Source organism: Rhizobium sp. WYCCWR 11128 (assembly GCF_013416305.1).
Classification (GTDB): Bacteria; Pseudomonadota; Alphaproteobacteria; order Rhizobiales; family Rhizobiaceae; genus Rhizobium; species Rhizobium indicum.
The window spans coordinates 25,331-43,803 of the sequence record NZ_JACCEZ010000013.1; the positions used below are offsets into that span (position 1 = coordinate 25,331).

Below are 18,473 nucleotides of genomic sequence, written 5' to 3' on the forward strand. Positions count from 1 at the left end.
ATAATTCGGGTCTCGAAAATCATGAACGACATTGCGGAAAATACGCTCGACATCACGCGGCAGGAGAATGTCACGCGCATTCTGGATGCAGCCGAGCGACTGTTTCGGCACTATGGCTACAGCAAGACGACGGTGGCCGACATTGCCCGCGATCTCGGCATGTCGCCGGCCAATATTTATCGTTTCTTCGCCTCCAAGGTCGAAATTCACCAGGCGCTCTGCGGGCGCATGCTCGCCACCGCCTATCAAATCGCTTACGACATCCGCCATCAGCCGATCAGCGCCAGCGAGCGGCTGCGCCGCTATGTCGAGACCCAGCACCAGTTGACGCTGGATCTGATGCTCGACGAGATGAAGGTGCACGAGATGATCATCGTCGCGATCGAACGCGACTGGCATGTCATCGAGAAACATATCGACCGCGTCCATGATCTCATTGCCGAAATCATCGCCGAAGGCATTGCAGCCGGGGAATTCGCCGAGCAGGACCCGGTCGTTGCCTCGCGCTGCTTCGGCGCTGCGACGAACACGCTCTGCCATCCGCAGATGGTGGCGCAATGTCTTGCGAAAACGAACCGCGCGAGCGTCGACGAGCTGATCAGTTATGTGATCAGGGCGCTGAAGAAATAATGGACGGCAGCCGCCGCCGAAACCCCAAACGATCCAGGAGTGCGGAAGATGTTTTCGCTCAAGACCCTCAGCCATCGCATGCCGTCCGTCGCCAGTCTCGTGCTCTTCGGCGCCATCGGCATCGGCGTTTCCGCCTGCTCGGAAGAGAAGGCTGAGGTCAAGCAAGTCATCCGGCCGGTGAAGGTCGTCGAGATCGCCAAGGCCGGCGACACCCGCAAGCTCGACTATTCGGGCTCGGTCAAGGCACGCACGGAGATGAACCTCGGATTTCGCGTCGCCGGCAAAATCACCGAACGCCTCGTCGATATCGGCGACAAGGTGAAGCCGGGCGACGTGCTCGCTCGGATGGACTCCACCGATTACCAGCTGGCGGTCAAGACGGCGGAAGCCAATCTCGCAGCCGCTGAAAAAGGCGTCGAAACCGCCGATCTCGTGAACAAGCGCAATCAGCAGCTGTTCGACAAGAATGTTTCGCCGAAATCCCAGCTCGAGCAAGCGTCGCTCAGTTACGATCAGGCCGTTTCAAGCCGCGATGCCGCCGTCTCGGCGCTCGATCAGGCGAAGAACCAGGTGAGTTATGCGGAGCTGAAGGCCGACCACAACGGGATTGTCACGACGATCAATGCCGATGTCGGCCAGGTCGTTGCGTCGGGCACTCCCGTCGTCGCCGTTGCCGTCGACGGCGAAAAGGAAGTGCAGATCGCCGTTCCGGAAAATGACATTGCCGAATTCAAGCCGGGCAAGACAGTCAAGGCCAGCTTCTGGGCTGACGACAGGCTGGTGCTCGACGGCAAGGTGCGCGAGGTTTCCGGCAGCGCCGACCAGCAGTCGCGTACCTTTGCGGTTCGGGTGAGCCTGCCGAACGATCCGCAGGTGTTGCTCGGCATGACGGCGACGATCGAGGCCGATGTCAGCAACGGCAACAGCTATGTCTCGATCCCGCTCAGCGCCCTGGCTGAAAAGGACGGTAAGCAGATGGTCTGGACCGTCGACCGCGACACGGCGACCGTGCATGGCCGCGACATCAAGGTCGCCGATTTCACCGGCGACGGCGTGCATGTGACCGAGGGTCTCGATACCGGCGATCTCGTCGTTTCGGCCGGCACGCAGTTCATGAGCGAAAACCTGAAGGTGAAGGTGCCGGACCAGCAGTCGGCCCTGGCTGCCACGGACCAGACCGTCCGCTGAACGCGCCATAAAGAGAGAACAGGACCATGGACGCCACCACCACCGAAAAGCGGCCCTTCAATCTGTCGCGCTGGGCGATCGGACATCCAAGCATCGCCCGCTTCCTCTTCGGGCTGATCATCATCACCGGCGTGCTCGGTCTGATGCGCATGGGCCAGCGCGAGGACCCCGAATTCACCTTCCGCGTCATGGTCGTTCAGGCGATCTGGCCGGGCGCTTCCATCCAGGAAATGGAAGATCAGGTCGTCAACAAGATCGAGCGCAAGCTGCAGGAAACGCCGCATATCGACTGGGTCAAGTCCTATACGCGGGCGGGCAGTGCGATCATCACCCTGCAGGTCAAGGGCGACACGAATTCGCAAGAGGTGGCGGATGCCTTTTACCAGGTGCGCAAGAAGGTCGGCGACATCTCCAGCGAGCTGCCGCAGGGCCTGCTCGGCCCCTATTTCAACGACGAGTTCGGCGATACCTTCATCACGCTGCATTCGATCAGCGGCGACGGCTATTCCTATCCGGAACTGAAGAAATTCGCGATCCAGGCGCGCGACATGCTGCTGACGACGCCGGGCGTTGAGAAGGCGGTCATCATCGGCGACCAGCCTGAGAAGATCTATATCGACGTCTCGTCGAAGGCGCTCGCCGAGCGCGGCCTGACGATCCTCGATCTGCAGAACGCCATCAAGGGCCAGAACAATGTCGATCCGGCCGGCTCGGTCGATACCGGCCTGCGCTCGGTGCGCATATCGGTCGAAGGCGACGTGAAGAAGGCGGCCGATATCCGCGAACTGCGCCTTCGCGCCGGCGGCCAGGTGACGCGCCTCGGCGATATCGCGACCGTCAGTTCCGGGCTCGAAGATCCCTACCAGCGCAAGTACCGTTTCAACGGCCACGACAGCGTTCAGGTCGGCGTCGTGATGGCCAAGGGCTTCAATGTGACCGATGTCGGCAAGGGCGTGGAGGCGACCTATCAGCGCTTCGAGGAGGCGCTGCCCTATGGCGTCGCCGTTGATCAGATCGCCAACCAGCCCGACGTGGTGACGGATGCGGTCAGCGAATTCATGCATGCGCTCGGCGAAGCTCTCATCATCGTGCTGGTCGTCTCGTTCGTGTCGATCGGCTGGCGATCGGGCCTCGTCATCGCCATCGCCATTCCGCTGGTGCTCGCCGCCACCTTTGCGCTGATGTATGAACTCGGCATCGACCTGCAGCGCATCTCGCTCGGCGCGCTGATCATTGCGCTCGGCCTGCTCGTCGACGATGCGATGATCGTCGTCGAGATGATGGAGCGAAAGCTGGAGGAAGGGCTCGTCAAGATCGAGGCGGCAAGCTTTGCCTATTCCTCGACCGCCTTCCCGATGCTGACGGGCACGCTGATCACCACGGCCGGCTTCATTCCCGTCGGCTTCGCCGCCTCGACGGCCGGCGAATATGTGCGGTCGCTGTTCTACGTCGTCGGCATCGCGCTTGTCACCTCGTGGTTCGTCGCGGTCTATTTCACGCCGTGGCTCGGCTATATGATCCTCAAGCAGCGCCATCATGCCGGCAAGCATCACGACGCCTTCGACACCGGCTTCTATCGTCGGCTGCGCGGCACGGTCGGCTGGGCGGTGCGCCACCGCGTCATCGTGCTGCTGCTGACGCTCGGCACCTTCGTCACCAGCCTCTGGGCCTTCCAGTTCATTCCGCAGAATTTCTTCCCGCAATCTTCGCGGCCGGAAATTCTCGTCGATCTCTGGCTGCCCGAGGGCACCAGCATCAAGGAAGTCGAAGTGCAGGCAAAGGCGCTCGAAGCCAAGATGATGGATGATCCCGACAAGAAGTTCATCGCCACCTATATCGGCGAAGGCGCGCCGCGCTTCTTCCTGCCGCTCGATCAGCAGCTGCGCAATCCGAACTTCGCCCAGCTGCTCGTCATGGCCAATGACGAACCGGCGCGCGAGCGGCTGATCGTCAAGCTGCGGACGATCCTTGCGGAAGACTTCCCCGATATTCGCGGCAAGGTCGACCGCCTCTTCCTCGGTCCGCCGACCGGCTGGCCGGTGCAGATGCGCGTCATGGGGCCTGACCGCCAGGAAGTCAGGGAGATCGCCGATCAGGTAAAGGCGCGCTTCCAGGCCAATCCGGAGCTCGGCGCCATCCATGACGATTGGCTGGAAGAGGTGCCGGCGATGAAGCTGGTGATCGACCAGGACCGCGCCCGGGCACTCGGCGTCACCTCGCAGCGTGTGCGCCAGATGCTGCAGACCGCCATGTCAGGGGCTGCGCTCGACGATTTCCGCGATGGTGAGGAGACGGTCTCGATCGTCGCCCGCGAGCCGGATGCCAGCCGTTCGCTGCTGTCGGCGGTCAACTCGGTCTATGTGCCGACGGATTTCGGCGGCTTTGTACCGGTCTCGCAGGTCGCAAAGGTCGTGCCCGTCATGGAGCAGGGCATCGAATGGCGGCGCAACAGGCTGCCGACGATCACCGTGCGCGCCACGCTGCCTGACGATGTGCAGGCGAACGATGTGGTGATGAAGATGTATGCCGACATGAAGGACCTGCGCGACAGCCTGCCTGCCGGCTACCATGTCGAAATTCAGGGCGGCGCCGAGGATGCGGCGGAAAGCCAGATGTCGATTGCCGCCAAGGCGCCGATCATGCTCGCCGTCATCATCGTGCTGCTGATGGTGCAGCTGCAGCATTTCGGCAAGGCGATGCTGGTGCTCGCCACCGGTCCGCTCGGGATCATCGGTGCGGCGGCCGCATTGCTGATCAGCGGCGCGCCCTTCGGCTTCGTGGCGATCCTCGGCGTCATCGCGCTGCTCGGCATCATCATGCGCAACTCGATCATCCTGGTCGACCAGATCGACCAGGATATCAAGGCCGGCATGCATCGGCAGGAGGCGATCGTCGGCGCGGCCGTGCGGCGTTTCCGGCCGATCATGCTGACGGCGCTGACCGCCGTGCTGGCGCTGATCCCGATCTCGCGCGGTGTCTTCTGGGGTCCGCTCGCCTACGCGATGATGGGCGGCATCCTGGTTGCGACCGTGCTTACCATTCTGGTTCTGCCCGCCGGTTACGCCCTTTTCTTCGGCCGGGAGCCGAAGACAAAGGACGAGCCAGGCCAGCATGCCGACGCCATCCAGGAAGAGGCGGATGACAGACATCCGCCGGCGTTGGCAGCAGAGTGAGGACGGCGCGGCGAAAGCCGCGCCGTTTTCCTTGCAGGTCACAGCTTCCTCATCAAAACGCGTCGCTGCCCACAGCGCCGCGCAGTCTTTACAGCCTGCTCCGTCTTGGAGCTGCGCGCCGATTCCATTGCCGCCTCGAAAAAGCTAAGCTGCGAAAGCATGCCGGGAGACCAACCGCGATCCCGGCCACTCAGCGACGAGGCAGGGCACGACCATGGCCGATTACCATCTGGAAGCAAGCTGGAGCCCGATCGAGGGCAATTTCGGGCGCCTCACCTTCACGCTTTTCAACCTTTCGACCGAACCGCTGTCCGGCTTCTCGCTCGCCTATACATCAGAGACGCGGATTGCCGACAAACATGTCTGCGACGGCGGCAGCCTCAAGCGGCGGGTCGCGCATTTCCATGAATTCCTGCCGCCCGAGGGGCTGAGCGTGCCGCCCGGCGGGCGCTGGCGGTTCACGGTCGAGGGGCTGACCAGGGCGCCGAAACATATGACATCAGGCGTCAAGTCGGCCTATCTGACACTTGGCGACGGGCGCCACGTTCCGGTTGGTTTCGGCGATCTGATGCTCGAAGGCCGGGATGGTGGCGTGGCGCCGCCCATTCTGCCGCCGGGCCGGGCCGAGGAACCCTATTCGCTGCTGCCCTGGCCGCTGGCGCTCGGGCTGAAGGCTGGAGAGCTGCCGGTCGTCCTTTATCCGGCCGCGCGGACGCGGGCCGATGCGGTCAAGGCACTCTCGCTGGTTCTCGCGCTTTACCAGCGGCTCTATCCGGCCGACAACGTGCCGTTTTCCCTCAGTGCCGTCGAAGGCGGGCGGGCCATTCGTTTCGTCACCGAATCGTCGATCGCTGCCTTCGCTTACGAATTGCGTTTTACCGCGCATGAGATCGTGCTTTCGAGTGCGGATGATGCCGGGCGGCATTACGGGCTGATCAGCCTGGCGCAATTGCTGCACGGCGCCCGCGCCGATCGCGAGCACTTCAAATTCCCCAGTTTCGGCACGATCGCCGACCAGCCGCGTTATGACTGGCGCGGCTGCCATCTCGATGTGTCCAGGCAGTTCTATCCGGTGGCGGACGTCGCGCGGCTGATCGATATTCTCGCCTGGAACAAGCTCAACATCTTCCACTGGCATCTGACCGATGACGAAGCGTGGCGGCTGGAGATCAAAGCCTACCCCGCGCTGACGGAGATCGGCGCCCGGCGCGGCCCGGACGAAGTGCTCGTGCCGCAGCTCGGCGACGGGGCGCAAACGCGCGCCGGCCATTACACACAGGAGGGCGCTAGGCGGATCGTTGCGCATGCAGCCTCGCTGCATATCGAGGTGGTGCCGGAAATCGATATTCCAGGCCACAGCATGGCGACGCTGTTCTCACTGCCCGAGCTCGTCGACGGGCAGGAGGCGCCGGACAGTTACCGCTCGGTGCAGGGTTATCCGAACAACGCTCTCAATCCGGCTGTAGAATTCACCTACGAATTTCTCGGCAAGGTGTTCGACGAAATGGTGACGCTGTTTCCCGGCGAATATCTCCATATCGGCGGCGACGAAGTGGCGCATGGCGCCTGGCTTTCCTCGCCGCTTTGCAAGGTGCTGATGGAGCGGGAGAAACTTGCCGGCACCGCCGAGCTGCAATCCTATTTCCTGAAACGTATCAAAGCCATGCTGTCGGAGCGCGGCAAGAAACTCGTCGGCTGGAACGAGGTCTCGCATGGCGGCGGGGTCGATCGTGACGGCACGCTGCTGATGGCCTGGGAAAAGTCCGAGGTCGGCATCGAGCTCGCACAGCAAGGTTACGACGTGGTGATGACACCGGGGCAAGCCTATTATCTCGACATGGCGCAGGCAGAGGCCTGGGCCGAGCCCGGCGCCAGCTGGGCGGGCTACGCACCGCCGGAACATACCTATGCTTACGAGGCTGAGGGCGAGCTGCCGGAGGCGCTGCAGGAGAAGATGCGCGGCATCCAGGCCTGCATCTGGACCGAGAACTTCCTCTCGCGCGCCTATTTCAACCGGCTGGTTTTTCCGCGGCTCCCGGCAATCGCCGAGGCTGCCTGGACGCCTTCGGCGCGCAAGGACTGGGATCGATTCGCAGCGGTCGTTCGGATGTGGCCGATGCTTTAAGGAATCGCAATTCCGGACGGAAAATCGCTTCGCACTTTTCGTGGAACTGCTTCAGGCCGCCTCGGCCTTCAGTCCCAAAAGTGCCGCGCCGATCAGGCCGGGTTCGATGCGGCATTCGCTGCGCACCACCAGCGGGCGCTCGAACTTGCGCAGGATGCGGACGCGCACGGCGTGGTCGAGCTCGGCAAGCAGCGGCTCGACATTGGAAAGCCCGCCACCGACCGGTACGATGGTCGCGCCGGTGATGTTGATCGTCAGTGCTAAGGGCGAGGCGACGAGATCGACATAGACGTCGATCGTCCGTGTCGCCTTCTCCTCTCCATGGCGCCACTGAGCGATGATCTCCTCGCTGGCAAGGTCGAGATCGTGCAGCGTCTTATGCAGGCGCTCCAGGCCGCGGGCGCCGCCGACAGTGTCGACGCAACCCTTCTGGCCGCAGCCGCAGGTATAGGCGGGAATGGCGACGGGCGGATTGCCGGCTGCGGATGCGATGATCGGCCCGTGACCCCATTCGCCGGCAAAGCCGCCGGCCTCGTTGACGAGGCGTCCGTCGGCAACCAGGCCGCCGCCGACGCCGGTACCGAGGATGGCGCCGAAGACGATGCGGTGGCCGCGGCCGGCGCCGAGACCGGCTTCGGCCATCGCGAAACAGTCGGCGTCGTTGGCGATCAGCACCGGCAGGCCGAGCTCGGCTTCGAGGTCGGCTGCGAGCGTGCGGCCGTGGATGCAGGGAATGTTGGCGCAGATCAGGCGCTGTGTATCGGGATCGACGACGCCGGCGATGGAAAGGACGATGCGGCTCGGCTGCTCACCGGTTTCGGCGATGATGCCGCGCAGGGTCTCGACGAAAGCGGCAAAATCATCCCTGGGCGTCGGGCGGCGGCCGAGGGGAACGATGTCTGTCTCGGAGCGTGCGATGCCGCCCTTGATGGCGGAGCCGCCGATGTCGAATGAAATGATCATTGCCACTCTGCCGTTTCTCTGGTCTCCCAGCGTCTGCTTGCATTGTTGGCGGGGAATTTCAAGCGCTCATTCGGCGGTGGTGCCGCCGGCTTTAGGGTCGTGCCGTGTGGCATCCCCTCTGTTCTGCTTGATATCTCTGCCACCGGCGGGAGATGGGACAGGCGGGACGGGTTTCCGTCTTCCATCCGTGATGGCACGTTAGAGAAGTCCGGTGAGCCCACGCCCATCGGCTCCGATCGCAGCCGCAATTTCTAACCCCGCAAGTCATTCAATTGGCATATTGCATCGCCAAAATCCGGCCCTACACTTTCATCAACTGCCGGACCCACGACCATCGATACGAGAGAAAACAGTACCATCCGAAGAGCACGTCCCAAAGGCCGCCGCCTCTCATCCATTTTGCGGCAGATGGCCGCCGATCAGAGCCGCGAACGGATCTCGATCGGCGATCTGTTCAACACGATGGGCGACAGGGCGATCAGCGCGTTGATGCTGATCTTCGCGCTGCCGAACGCCTTTCCCACTCCGCCGGGCACCTCGGCCGTGCTCGGTGCGCCATTGGTCTTCCTGGCAGCACAGCTGACCTTCGGGCTGAAGCCCTGGCTACCGAAGGTGATTGCCAACCGTTCGATGCGCCGGGAGGATTTCGAGACCATTGTCGGCCGCATCCATCGCTGGCTCGCCTGGGCCGAGCGCATGTTGAAGCCGAGGCTTGCGATCTTCGCCGAACCGCCGGCGGAATATCTTGCCGGGGCGGCATGCCTGCTGCTGTCGATCGTACTGCTGCTGCCGGTCCCGCTCGGCAATATCCTGCCGGCCGTCACGATCTCCGTCTTCGCGTTCGGGATCTTGGGCCGTGACGGGCTCTTCGCGCTCATCGGCTTCGTGATGACGGCCGTGTCGCTCGTCGTCGCCGGCGGGGTGATTTACGGTCTCGTGAAGGCGGCGATCTATCTCGTCGTGCAATGGTTTGCCTAAACGGAGTTTGCTTGAGTGATGGCGGTTATTTGGCCGACCTCTTTGCAACAGGCTCGACATTTGCCGGAATTTTGTTTTGATCTGGCGCGATACAGACTCAAATCATGTTCGGCGGCGGCACGCCGGCTCATTTTGCGCGGTAGGCGATAGATGGTGAAAAGATCCGAGACCCCTGCACGGCTCGACGACGCGGCGCGTGCCGGCTGGCTCTATTACGTCGCCGGGCGTACGCAGGATGAAATCGCCGCTGCGATGGGCATCTCGCGGCAATCGGCGCAGCGGCTGGTGTCGCTGGCGGTCGCCGAGCGCCTGATCAAGGTGCGGCTCGATCATCCGATCGCCGCCTGCCTGGAGCTCGGCAGTCAGCTGCGGCGGAAATTCGGGCTGAAACATGTGGAGGTGGTGCCGAGCGATCCCGCGTCGTCGTCGACGACGGTCGGTATCGCCGAGGCGGCTGCGGCCGAGATCGAGCGGTGGCTGAAACGGCCAGAGCCGATCGTCCTCGCCATTGGGACCGGCCGCACGCTGAAGGCGGCCGTCGACCAGCTTCCGGCGATCGAATGTCCCAATCACCGCATCGTTTCGTTGACCGGCAATATCGCCCCGGACGGATCGGCGGCCTACTACAACGTCATCTTCAGCATGGCCGATGCCGTGAAGGCGCGACACTATCCGATGCCGTTGCCGGTGCTCGTCACCTCGGCGGAGGAGCGGGAGCTGCTGCATGGCCAACAGCTGGTGCGCTCGACGCTGAATATGAGCGCGCAAGCCGATGTCACCTTCGTCGGCATCGGCGAGCTCGGCATCGATGGGCCGCTCTGCGTCGACGGTTTTCTGGAGAAGGACGAGATGATGGAGCTGATGCGCGGGGGGGCCGTCGGCGAGATCTGCGGCTGGATCTTCGATATCGACGGCAGGTTGATCGACAACCCGATCAACGAGCGCGTTGCATCGGCGCCGATCCCGTCCCGCGACGCATCGATGGTCATTGGGCTCGCCAAGGGCAAGCGCAAGTTCAAGGCGATCAGGGCTGCCGTTGTCGGCCATCAAATCAATGCTTTGATCACCGATGAAGAGACTGCTGAGTTTTTGCTCAGGAATTGAGCAAAAAATATCCTAGTTAAATCAATTGGATGAATACCCTCTTCGGCATCGCAGCAACGATTGCCGATTGACATTCGTTATCGTTTGTTGAGTAATTGCCCATGAGCGAAGCGAATGCTCACACCCCATCTTCTGGGAGGAAGATTATGACATTGAAAACTTTTATGCTGGGCGCCTGCTCAGCACTGGCGTTTGCCGGCATGGCTTCGGCCGAGACGCTGACAATCGCAACCGTGAACAACGGCGACATGATCCTGATGCAGAAGCTGACGGATGATTTCAAGGCGAAGAATCCCGGCATCGACCTTGAATGGGTAACCCTCGAAGAGAACGTGCTGCGCCAGAAGGTCACGACCGACATCGCGACCAAGGGCGGCCAGTACGATGTTCTGACGATCGGCACCTATGAAGTTCCGATCTGGGCAAAGCAGGGCTGGCTGGTGCCGCTCGACAATCTCGGCGCCAATTACGACGTCGACGACCTGCTGCCGGCGATCCGCAGCGGCCTGACCATGGACGGCAAGCTCTATGCGGCGCCGTTTTACGGCGAAAGCTCGATGGTCATGTACCGCAAGGACCTGTTCGACGCTGCCGGCCTGAAGATGCCGGACGCCCCGACCTGGGACTTCATTGCCGACGCTGCCCGCAAGATCACCAACAAGGACAAGGAAGTCTACGGCATCTGCCTGCGCGGCAAGGCCGGCTGGGGCGAGAACATGGCCTTCCTGACGGCGATGTCCAACTCCTTCGGCGCCCGCTGGTTCGATGAAAACTGGAAGCCGCAGTTCGACCAGCCCGAATGGAAGGACACGCTCGACTTCTACGTTAAGCTGATGAAGGATGCCGGCCCTCCGGGCGCTTCCTCCAACGGCTTCAACGAGAACCTGGCGCTCTTCCAGACCGGCAAGTGCGGCATGTGGATCGATGCCACCGTTGCCGCATCCTTCGTCAGCAATCCGAAGGACTCGACCGTCGCCGACAAGGTCGGCTTCGCGCTCGCTCCCGACAAGGGTCTCGGCAAACGCGGCAACTGGCTGTGGGCCTGGAGCCTCGCCATCCCAGCAGGTTCGCAGAAGGCCGAAGCGGCCGAGAAGTTCGTCGCCTGGGCCACGAGCAAGGACTACACCAAGCTTGTCGCCGAGAAGGAAGGCTGGCTGAACGCACCTCCGGGCACCCGCACCTCGCTCTATGCGAATGCGGAATACCAGAAGGCGGCTCCCTTCGCCAAAATGACGATCGACTCGATCAACGCGGCCGATCCAAGCAAGCCGACCGTCAAGCCGGTTCCCTATGTCGGCGTCCAGTTCGTGGCGATCCCGGAATTCCAGGGCATCGGCACGGCGGTGGGCCAGCAGTTCTCCGCAGCTCTTGCCGGCCAGCTCTCGGTCGACCAGGCCCTGCAGGCAGCACAGCAGTTGGCCACCCGCGAAATGACCAAGGCCGGCTACATTAAGTAAAACCTCCTGAGCAAGAGGCGGATCCTTGACAATCCGCCCCTCTGGGCCGCCGATTGCCCGAACTGCATCGGCGGCCGCTTTTTTCCAGACAAAGCTGCCTTGCGGCCGCTCCCCGCTTCAGTCCAGATCGGTGATTGCCATGGCAACGTTACATACCCGCTCCTCCGCGCGCCTGATGATTGCGCCCTCCGTGCTGCTCCTCTTTGCATGGATGATCGTCCCGCTGGCGATGACCATCTACTTCTCGCTGCTGAACTACAATCTGCTCAACCCCGGCATGGAAAGCTTCGTCGGTTTTCTGAACTATCAGTACTTCCTGACGGATCCGGCCTTCTTCGCGGCGCTGATCAACACGCTGCTGCTTGTCGCCGGCGTGTTGTTGATCACCGTCATCGGCGGCATCGCCTTTGCGCTGCTGCTCGACCAGCCGATGTACGGCCAGGGCATCGTGCGCATCCTGGTGATTGCGCCGTTCTTCGTCATGCCGACGGTGGCCGCACTGGTCTGGAAGAACATGTTCATGAACCCGGTCAACGGGTTGTTTGCCCATCTTGCCAAGGCGCTCGGCCTGCAGCCGATCGACTGGCTGGCGAATGCGCCGCTGTTTTCCGTCATTCTGATCGTCGCCTGGCAATGGCTGCCGTTTGCCACCCTCATCATGCTGACGGCGCTGCAGTCGCTCGACGAGGAGCAGAAGGAAGCCTCCGAAATGGACGGCGCCGGGCCGATCTCGAAGTTCATCTACATCATCCTGCCGCATATGGCGCGCGCCATCACCGTGGTGATCCTGATCCAGACGATCTTCCTGCTTTCGGTCTTTGCCGAAATCCTCGTCACCACCAATGGCGGGCCGGGCACCGACAGTACCAACCTCACCTATCTCGTCTACGTGCAGGCGCTTCTCCAGTTCGATATTGGCGGCGCATCGGCCGGCGGCATCGTGGCTGTTATCCTCGCCAATATCGTCGCGATCTTCCTCGTCCGCCTCGTCGGCAAGAATCTGGAGGCTTGAGATGGCCAGAAAAGTCACAACGCAGCGCAAGCTCATCGTCACCGCGATCGCCTGGACGCTCGGTATCCTGATCTTCTTCCCGATTCTCTGGACGTTTCTCACCAGCTTCAAGTCGGAGGCCGATGCCATTGCCTCGCCGCCGCAGTTCCTGTTCTTCCACTGGACGACGGAGAACTACGCCGAGGTGCAGAGCCGGTCGAACTATCTCGGCCACTTCATGAACTCGGTAATCATCTCCTTCGGCTCGACGCTGATCGGCCTGATCATTGCCATTCCGGCCGCCTGGGCCATGGCGTTTTCGCCGACCAAGCGGACCAAGGACGTGCTGATGTGGATGCTGTCGACCAAGATGATGCCGCCGGTCGGCGCACTGATCCCGATCTATCTGATGTTCCGCAATTTTGGCCTGCTCGACACGCGCACCGGCCTGGTGATCGTGTTGACGCTGATCAACCTGCCGATCATCGTCTGGATGCTCTACACCTACTTCAAGGAAATCCCCGGCGAGATCCTCGAGGCGGCGCGCATGGATGGGGCGTCGCTGATGAAGGAGATCGTCTACGTGCTGACGCCGATGGCGGTGCCCGGCATTGCCTCGACGCTGCTCTTGAACATCATCCTTGCCTGGAACGAGGCGTTCTGGACGCTTAACCTCACCGCCTCGAAGGCGGCGCCGCTGACGGCCTTCATCGCCTCCTATTCCAGCCCCGAGGGTCTGTTTTACGCCAAGCTCTCGGCGGCATCGACGATGGCCATCGCGCCGATCCTGATCCTTGGCTGGTTCAGCCAGAAACAACTCGTCCGCGGCCTGACCTTCGGCGCTGTGAAATAACATAAAAGGGAGAGAAACATGGGCAGCATTACCCTTCAGAAGGTTTCCAAGGTCTTCGGCGAAGCCAAGGTCATCCCTTCGATCGATCTCGACATCAAGGACGGCGAGTTCGTCGTCTTCGTCGGCCCGTCGGGCTGCGGCAAGTCCACGCTGCTTAGGCTGATCGCCGGGCTCGAGGACGTCTCCGGCGGCAAGATCGTCATCGACGGCAGGGACGCCACCGAAAAGGCGCCGTCCGAGCGCGGCCTTGCCATGGTGTTCCAGTCCTATGCGCTTTATCCGCATATGAGCGTGCGCAACAACATCGCCTTCCCGCTGAAGATGGCCGGCATCGACAAGGCGGAGATCGATCGCAAGGTGAGCGATGCCGCCCGGGTGCTTAATCTCACCGACTATCTCGAGCGCAAGCCGCGCCAGCTGTCCGGTGGCCAGCGCCAGCGCGTGGCGATCGGCCGCGCCATCGTGCGTCAGCCTTCGGCCTTCCTGTTCGACGAACCGCTGTCTAACCTCGATGCGGCGCTACGCGTCAACATGCGCCTCGAAATCAGCGAGTTGCACCAGCAGCTGAAGACGACGATGGTCTACGTCACCCACGACCAGGTCGAGGCGATGACCATGGCCGACAAGATCGTCGTCCTGAACAGGGGCAATATCGAGCAGGTCGGATCGCCGCTCGAACTCTACAGTCGCCCCCGCAACCTGTTCGTCGCCGGCTTCATCGGATCGCCGAAAATGAACTTCATCACCGGCCAAAACGCCGCCGCGCTCAACGCTCATACCATCGGCGTCCGGCCCGAACATGTGCTGCTGTCGATGGAAAGCGGCGACTGGAAGGGCAGGGTCGTGGTCGCCGAACATCTCGGTTCCGACACCTTCCTGCATATCGATGCCGATGGCATCGGCATGCTGACGGCGCGCGGCAGCGGCGATTTCGCCGCCAAAGCGGGCGATACGGTCTTCCTGACGCCGGACCGTTCGCGTATTCATAAATTCAACGAAGGCGGTCTTGCCATCTGAGGCAGGCGGCCGGGCCGGGGGCAGGCATGCGAGCCGGACGATGGCGCCCGGCCGTCTCGGCAAGAAGACCTTCAAGAGGACTGAAACATGACGTGCAAACTATCGCTGGCAACGCTATCGGATGTGGCGCGCACTGCTGCCATCCCTGGATATGACAGGGCGTCGCTGAAAGCCGGCATCGTGCACTTCGGCGTCGGCAATTTTCACCGGGCCCATCAGGCGATCTATCTCGACGATCTCTTCAACGCGGGCACGGATCACGACTGGGCGATCGTCGGCGCTGGCGTGCTGCCGTCGGATGCCGCTATGCGCGAAAAGCTTGCGGCGCAGGATTTCCTGACGACGGTGGTCGAACAGGACAACAACAAGACGGCGGCGCGCGTCACTGCACCGATGATCGACATCCTGCCGGTCGGCGATGCCGCTGCGATCATCGGCAGGCTTGCCGATCCCGAAATCCGCATCGTTTCGATGACGATCACCGAGGGCGGTTATTTCATCGATGCATCAGGCACGTTCAATCCGGCCCATCCGGCGATCGCCGCAGACGGCGAGAACCCCGATGCGCCGAAGACGGTGTTCGGCCTGATCGTTGCCGGCCTGAAGGCGCGCAAGGACAAAGGCATCGGACCCTTCACCGTCATGTCCTGCGACAACATTCCCCATAATGGCATCGTCACCGCCAATGCCGTCGTGGGCACGGCGGCACTTTCGGATCCTGCCTTTGCCGACTGGATCCGCGCGAATGTCGCCTTCCCGAACGCCATGGTCGACCGAATCACGCCGGCGACCAGCCAGCGCGAGATCGATTTCCTCAGGGACAATTTCCAGATCGAGGACAGTTGGCCGGTCTATTGCGAGGAATTCAAGCAATGGGTGCTCGAGGATAAGTTCACCGCCGGCCGGCCGGCGCTGGAAAAGGTCGGCGTGACCTTCGTTGCCGATGTCACGCCTTACGAGCATATGAAGATCCGCATCCTCAACGGCGGGCATGCCGCGATCGCCTATCCGGCGGCGCTGATGGACATTCATTTCGTGCATGATTCCATGGAAGACCCGCTGATCCGCGCCTTCCTCGCCAAGCTCGAGAAAGACGAGATCATTCCGATCGTACCGCCGGTACCGAACACGTCGCTGACGGATTATTTCGCGCTGATCGAACATCGCCTGCTCAATCCGAAGATTGCCGACACCATTCCGCGGCTGGCGCAGGACGGCTCGAACCGTCAACCGAAATTCATCCTGCCGTCGACGCTCGACAATCTGAGTCAGGGCAGGGATGTCGTCGGTCTGGCGCTGGTTTCAGCACTCTGGTGCCGTTATTTCGCCGGCAAGACCGACAGCGGCAAGGATATCGTCTTCAACGACGCGAGCGCAGAGCGCCTGCATGCGGCAGCGCTGAAAGCCAAGGACGATCCGTCGGCCTTCCTCGCCTTCGACGATATTTTCGGCGAAGTGGCGAAATCCGAACTTTTCCGCAAGCGTTTTGCCCATGCTCTCAAAACCCTGTGGGAAAAGGGCACGCGGGAGACGCTGCAGCTCTATCTCGACGGCAAGCTCGCAGTGTAAGAAATTCGGTGGCGGTCTCTACTGCCGCCATTCATCCGGCCTTGCGAGTGAAGCGGGACGGTAACGCGTTCGAATTGAACTCAGGTTGGGTCTTGCATGGCTGATGCTGAAACACGGCTGGTGATCTTCGATTGCGATGGCGTACTCGTCGACAGCGAGCCGATCTCGATCAGCGTGCTCGTCGGGGCGATGAACGATCTCGGCGTCTCGATCACCGAGGACCAGGCCTATGAGCGTTTTCTCGGCCGCAGCCTGTCGACCCTCATCGATACGCTGGAAACCGAATTCAACGTCCATGCCGACGAGGAATTCCTCGAGCGTATCCGCATCGAACTCTACGCCCGTTTCCGCACGGAACTGAAGCCGCTCGACGGTATCGCCGCGGCGATCGACGGGCTAGGCGTTCGCTGTTGCGTTGCCTCCTCCAGCCAGATGGAACGAATCCGGTTGTCGCTATCGGTGACTGGGCTTCTCGACAGGCTGCCCGACATCTTCAGCGCAACGATGGTCAAGCGCGGCAAGCCGGCGCCCGATCTCTTCCTGCATGCGGCGCGTGAAATGCAGGTTGAGCCGGCTCATTGCCTTGTCGTCGAAGACAGCCCGGCCGGCATTGCCGCCGCCAAGGCGGCAGGTATGACGGTCTTTGCCTTTACCGGCGGATCACACGCCAATTTCACCGGATATCGTGCCGAACTCGACCGCCTTTCGCCTGATGTGGTGTTTGACGCCATGCCGGATTTGATACACCTTGTCCGCAACCATAAGCTGGACGGGACCAAGACTTGATGCGTGATCATGTGGTTGCGGTGGATATCGGCACGGGCAGCGCGCGCGCCGGCGTCTTCGATGCACGCGGCCGTCTGCTCGCCAAGGCCGAGCATCCGATCGTGATGAACCGGCCGCGCGAAAACCATGCCGAGCATGATTCCGAAGACATCTGGTCGGCCGCCTGCACGTCAGTGCGCAGGGCGATGGAGCAATCCGGCATCGCCGCCGCCTCGGTCGGAGCGATCGGCTTCGACGCCACCTGTTCGCTCGTCGTCCGTGACCTCGAGGGTCGGCAGCTCAGCGTTTCCACAGGCGGCGAGAGGCGTTTCGACACGATCGTCTGGCTCGATCACCGGGCGCTGAAGGAAGCCGATTTCTGCACGGCGACGGAGCACAGGGTGCTCGAACATTCCGGCCACGTGATGTCGCCGGAAATGGAAATGCCGAAGCTGATGTGGCTGAAGAAGAAGCTGCCCGCCACATGGGAAAAGGCCGGCTACTTCTTCGATCTCGCCGATTTCATGACGTGGAAATCGACCGGATCGGCCGCCCGTTCGCGCTGCACGCTGACGGCGAAATGGAACTATCTCGCCCATCTCGAAAAGGGCTGGCAGCAGGATTTCCTGGAACGAATCGGCCTTGAGGACCTTCAGGCGCGCGGCCACCTGCCGGATGAGACCACGCCTGTCGGAGACAGCGTCGGTCGGCTGACTGAGGAAGCGGCGGAAGCGCTGGGGCTGACTGTGGACTGCCGTGTCGCCGCCGGGATGATCGACGCCTATGCCGGCGCACTCGGCGCGCTCGGCGGCTATGCCGCTGATCCTGTCAAACGCGAGCACCAACTGGCGCTGATTGCCGGCACATCGAGCTGCATCGTTACCTTCTCGCGGGAGCGCAAGCCAAGCCATGGCATGTGGGGTCCCTATTACGAGGCTGTCTTCCCGCAATCCTGGCTGGTGGAGGCCGGGCAATCGGCGACCGGCGCGCTACTCGACCACATCGTGCGCATGCATGCGGCCGGCGGCGAGCCGACGGCGGCGCTGCATCAGAGGATCGTCGCGCGTATCGCCGAATTGCGGGCCGAGGAGGGCGATGCCTTCGGTGCGCGGATCTTCGTGCTGCCGGATTTCCATGGCAACCGTTCGCCGCTCGCCGATCCGCATGCGGTCGGCGTCGTCAGCGGACTGACGCTCGATACGTCCTTCGACGGGCTCTGCGCGCTTTATTGGCGCTCTGCGGTGGGGATTGCGCTCGGCATCCGCCATATTCTGGAAATGATGAAGGAATACGGCTACATGACCGATACGCTCCATATCGCCGGCGGACACGTGAAAAACCCGGTGCTGATGGAGCTTTATAGCGATGCGACCGGCTGCAAGGTCGTGGTGCCAAAGATGAACGAAGCGGTGCTGCTCGGCACGGCGATCGCGGCCTCCGTCGCCTGCGGCCTGTACAAGGATCTGGCGGCGGCCGGCGAGGCGATGTATCCGGGCGCCGACGAACGGCTTCCCGACAAGGCGAAGCAGGCGCTCTACGACCGCGACTACCGCCGTCTTCTCGCCATGCACCGGCACCGCGCCGAATTGGAAACGATGCAATAGAGCAGCGCGTGTCTTTCAGACGCGCTAAAGGAACTCTATCACTCTGAACCTGCGCA

The 18,473-nt window shown here is 62.2% G+C and carries 14 protein-coding genes; 13 read left to right on the forward strand and 1 reads right to left on the reverse strand.

Annotation, left to right across the window (positions count from 1 at the left end):
• Positions 1-21 precede the first annotated feature (21 nt).
• From HX898_RS28585 to HX898_RS28600, 4 genes are all read left to right on the forward strand, one after another.
• Positions 22-630, forward strand: coding sequence for a TetR family transcriptional regulator (locus HX898_RS28585; protein ID WP_138333180.1), 609 nt, complete (start codon positions 22-24; stop codon positions 628-630).
• A 48-nt stretch (positions 631-678) separates the two neighbouring features.
• Positions 679-1,818: an efflux RND transporter periplasmic adaptor subunit gene (locus HX898_RS28590; protein WP_017989494.1), complete on the forward strand. Its 1,140-nt coding sequence runs from the start codon at positions 679-681 to the stop codon at positions 1,816-1,818.
• Between the two features lie 26 nt (positions 1,819-1,844).
• Complete coding sequence (locus HX898_RS28595) at positions 1,845-4,991, forward strand: efflux RND transporter permease subunit (RefSeq protein WP_138333182.1); 3,147 nt, start codon at positions 1,845-1,847, stop codon at positions 4,989-4,991.
• Between the two features lie 214 nt (positions 4,992-5,205).
• Positions 5,206-7,116, forward strand: coding sequence for a family 20 glycosylhydrolase (locus HX898_RS28600; RefSeq protein WP_138333184.1), 1,911 nt, complete (start codon positions 5,206-5,208; stop codon positions 7,114-7,116).
• 51 nt (positions 7,117-7,167) lie between these two features.
• Here HX898_RS28600 and HX898_RS28605 read toward each other — a convergent pair whose 3' ends face one another.
• A complete protein-coding gene (locus tag HX898_RS28605; protein ID WP_138333186.1) occupies positions 7,168-8,079 on the reverse strand; it encodes an ROK family protein in 912 nt (303 codons plus the stop codon).
• A 399-nt stretch (positions 8,080-8,478) separates the two neighbouring features.
• Here HX898_RS28605 and HX898_RS28610 point away from each other — a divergent pair, with 399 nt between their 5' ends.
• The 9 genes from HX898_RS28610 (at position 8,479) to HX898_RS28650 (ending at position 18,417) form a co-directional block, all read left to right on the forward strand.
• Positions 8,479-9,057, forward strand: a complete 579-nt coding sequence (locus tag HX898_RS28610) for an exopolysaccharide biosynthesis protein (protein ID WP_081374213.1) — start codon at positions 8,479-8,481, stop codon at positions 9,055-9,057.
• Between the two features lie 150 nt (positions 9,058-9,207).
• On the forward strand, positions 9,208-10,161 hold the full coding sequence (locus HX898_RS28615; protein WP_180196418.1) for a sugar-binding transcriptional regulator: 954 nt from the start codon (positions 9,208-9,210) through the stop codon (positions 10,159-10,161).
• 146 nt (positions 10,162-10,307) lie between these two features.
• On the forward strand, positions 10,308-11,618 hold the full coding sequence (locus HX898_RS28620; RefSeq protein WP_138333190.1) for a sugar ABC transporter substrate-binding protein: 1,311 nt from the start codon (positions 10,308-10,310) through the stop codon (positions 11,616-11,618).
• A 139-nt stretch (positions 11,619-11,757) separates the two neighbouring features.
• On the forward strand, positions 11,758-12,630 hold the full coding sequence (locus tag HX898_RS28625; protein WP_138333192.1) for a sugar ABC transporter permease: 873 nt from the start codon (positions 11,758-11,760) through the stop codon (positions 12,628-12,630).
• Position 12,631: 1 nt separating this feature from the next.
• The gene (locus tag HX898_RS28630; protein ID WP_003543125.1) at positions 12,632-13,462 is read left to right on the forward strand and encodes a carbohydrate ABC transporter permease; all 831 of its coding nucleotides are present in this window, start codon (positions 12,632-12,634) and stop codon (positions 13,460-13,462) included.
• An 18-nt stretch (positions 13,463-13,480) separates the two neighbouring features.
• On the forward strand, positions 13,481-14,479 hold the full coding sequence (locus tag HX898_RS28635; RefSeq protein ID WP_064650896.1) for an ABC transporter ATP-binding protein: 999 nt from the start codon (positions 13,481-13,483) through the stop codon (positions 14,477-14,479).
• An 87-nt stretch (positions 14,480-14,566) separates the two neighbouring features.
• Complete coding sequence (locus HX898_RS28640) at positions 14,567-16,048, forward strand: mannitol dehydrogenase family protein (RefSeq protein ID WP_138333194.1); 1,482 nt, start codon at positions 14,567-14,569, stop codon at positions 16,046-16,048.
• Positions 16,049-16,144: 96 nt separating this feature from the next.
• The gene (locus HX898_RS28645) at positions 16,145-16,834 is read left to right on the forward strand and encodes an HAD family hydrolase (RefSeq protein ID WP_138333196.1); all 690 of its coding nucleotides are present in this window, start codon (positions 16,145-16,147) and stop codon (positions 16,832-16,834) included.
• Positions 16,834-18,417 carry an FGGY-family carbohydrate kinase gene (locus HX898_RS28650; protein ID WP_138390623.1) on the forward strand — a complete coding sequence of 528 codons (1,584 nt, stop codon included), beginning with the start codon at positions 16,834-16,836 and terminating at the stop codon, positions 18,415-18,417. Before HX898_RS28645 ends, HX898_RS28650 begins: the two co-directional genes overlap by 1 nt.
• The last annotated feature ends 56 nt before the right edge of the window (positions 18,418-18,473 follow it).

What these genes read in the sequence shown, in the direction of transcription:
- HX898_RS28590 (WP_017989494.1), top strand. Translation starts at nt 679, where the DNA reads ATGTTTTCGCTCAAGACCCTCAGCCATCGCATGCCGTCCGTCGCCAGT.
- HX898_RS28585 (WP_138333180.1), top strand. Translation starts at nt 22, where the DNA reads ATGAACGACATTGCGGAAAATACGCTCGACATCACGCGGCAGGAGAAT.
- HX898_RS28620 (WP_138333190.1), top strand. Translation starts at nt 10,308, where the DNA reads ATGACATTGAAAACTTTTATGCTGGGCGCCTGCTCAGCACTGGCGTTT.
- HX898_RS28615 (WP_180196418.1), top strand. Translation starts at nt 9,208, where the DNA reads ATGGTGAAAAGATCCGAGACCCCTGCACGGCTCGACGACGCGGCGCGT.
- HX898_RS28645 (WP_138333196.1), top strand. Translation starts at nt 16,145, where the DNA reads ATGGCTGATGCTGAAACACGGCTGGTGATCTTCGATTGCGATGGCGTA.
- HX898_RS28630 (WP_003543125.1), top strand. Translation starts at nt 12,632, where the DNA reads ATGGCCAGAAAAGTCACAACGCAGCGCAAGCTCATCGTCACCGCGATC.
- HX898_RS28625 (WP_138333192.1), top strand. Translation starts at nt 11,758, where the DNA reads ATGGCAACGTTACATACCCGCTCCTCCGCGCGCCTGATGATTGCGCCC.
- HX898_RS28600 (WP_138333184.1), top strand. Translation starts at nt 5,206, where the DNA reads ATGGCCGATTACCATCTGGAAGCAAGCTGGAGCCCGATCGAGGGCAAT.
- HX898_RS28605 (WP_138333186.1), bottom strand. Translation starts at nt 8,079, where the DNA reads ATGATCATTTCATTCGACATCGGCGGCTCCGCCATCAAGGGCGGCATC.
- HX898_RS28595 (WP_138333182.1), top strand. Translation starts at nt 1,845, where the DNA reads ATGGACGCCACCACCACCGAAAAGCGGCCCTTCAATCTGTCGCGCTGG.
- HX898_RS28650 (WP_138390623.1), top strand. Translation starts at nt 16,834, where the DNA reads ATGCGTGATCATGTGGTTGCGGTGGATATCGGCACGGGCAGCGCGCGC.
- HX898_RS28635 (WP_064650896.1), top strand. Translation starts at nt 13,481, where the DNA reads ATGGGCAGCATTACCCTTCAGAAGGTTTCCAAGGTCTTCGGCGAAGCC.
- HX898_RS28640 (WP_138333194.1), top strand. Translation starts at nt 14,567, where the DNA reads ATGACGTGCAAACTATCGCTGGCAACGCTATCGGATGTGGCGCGCACT.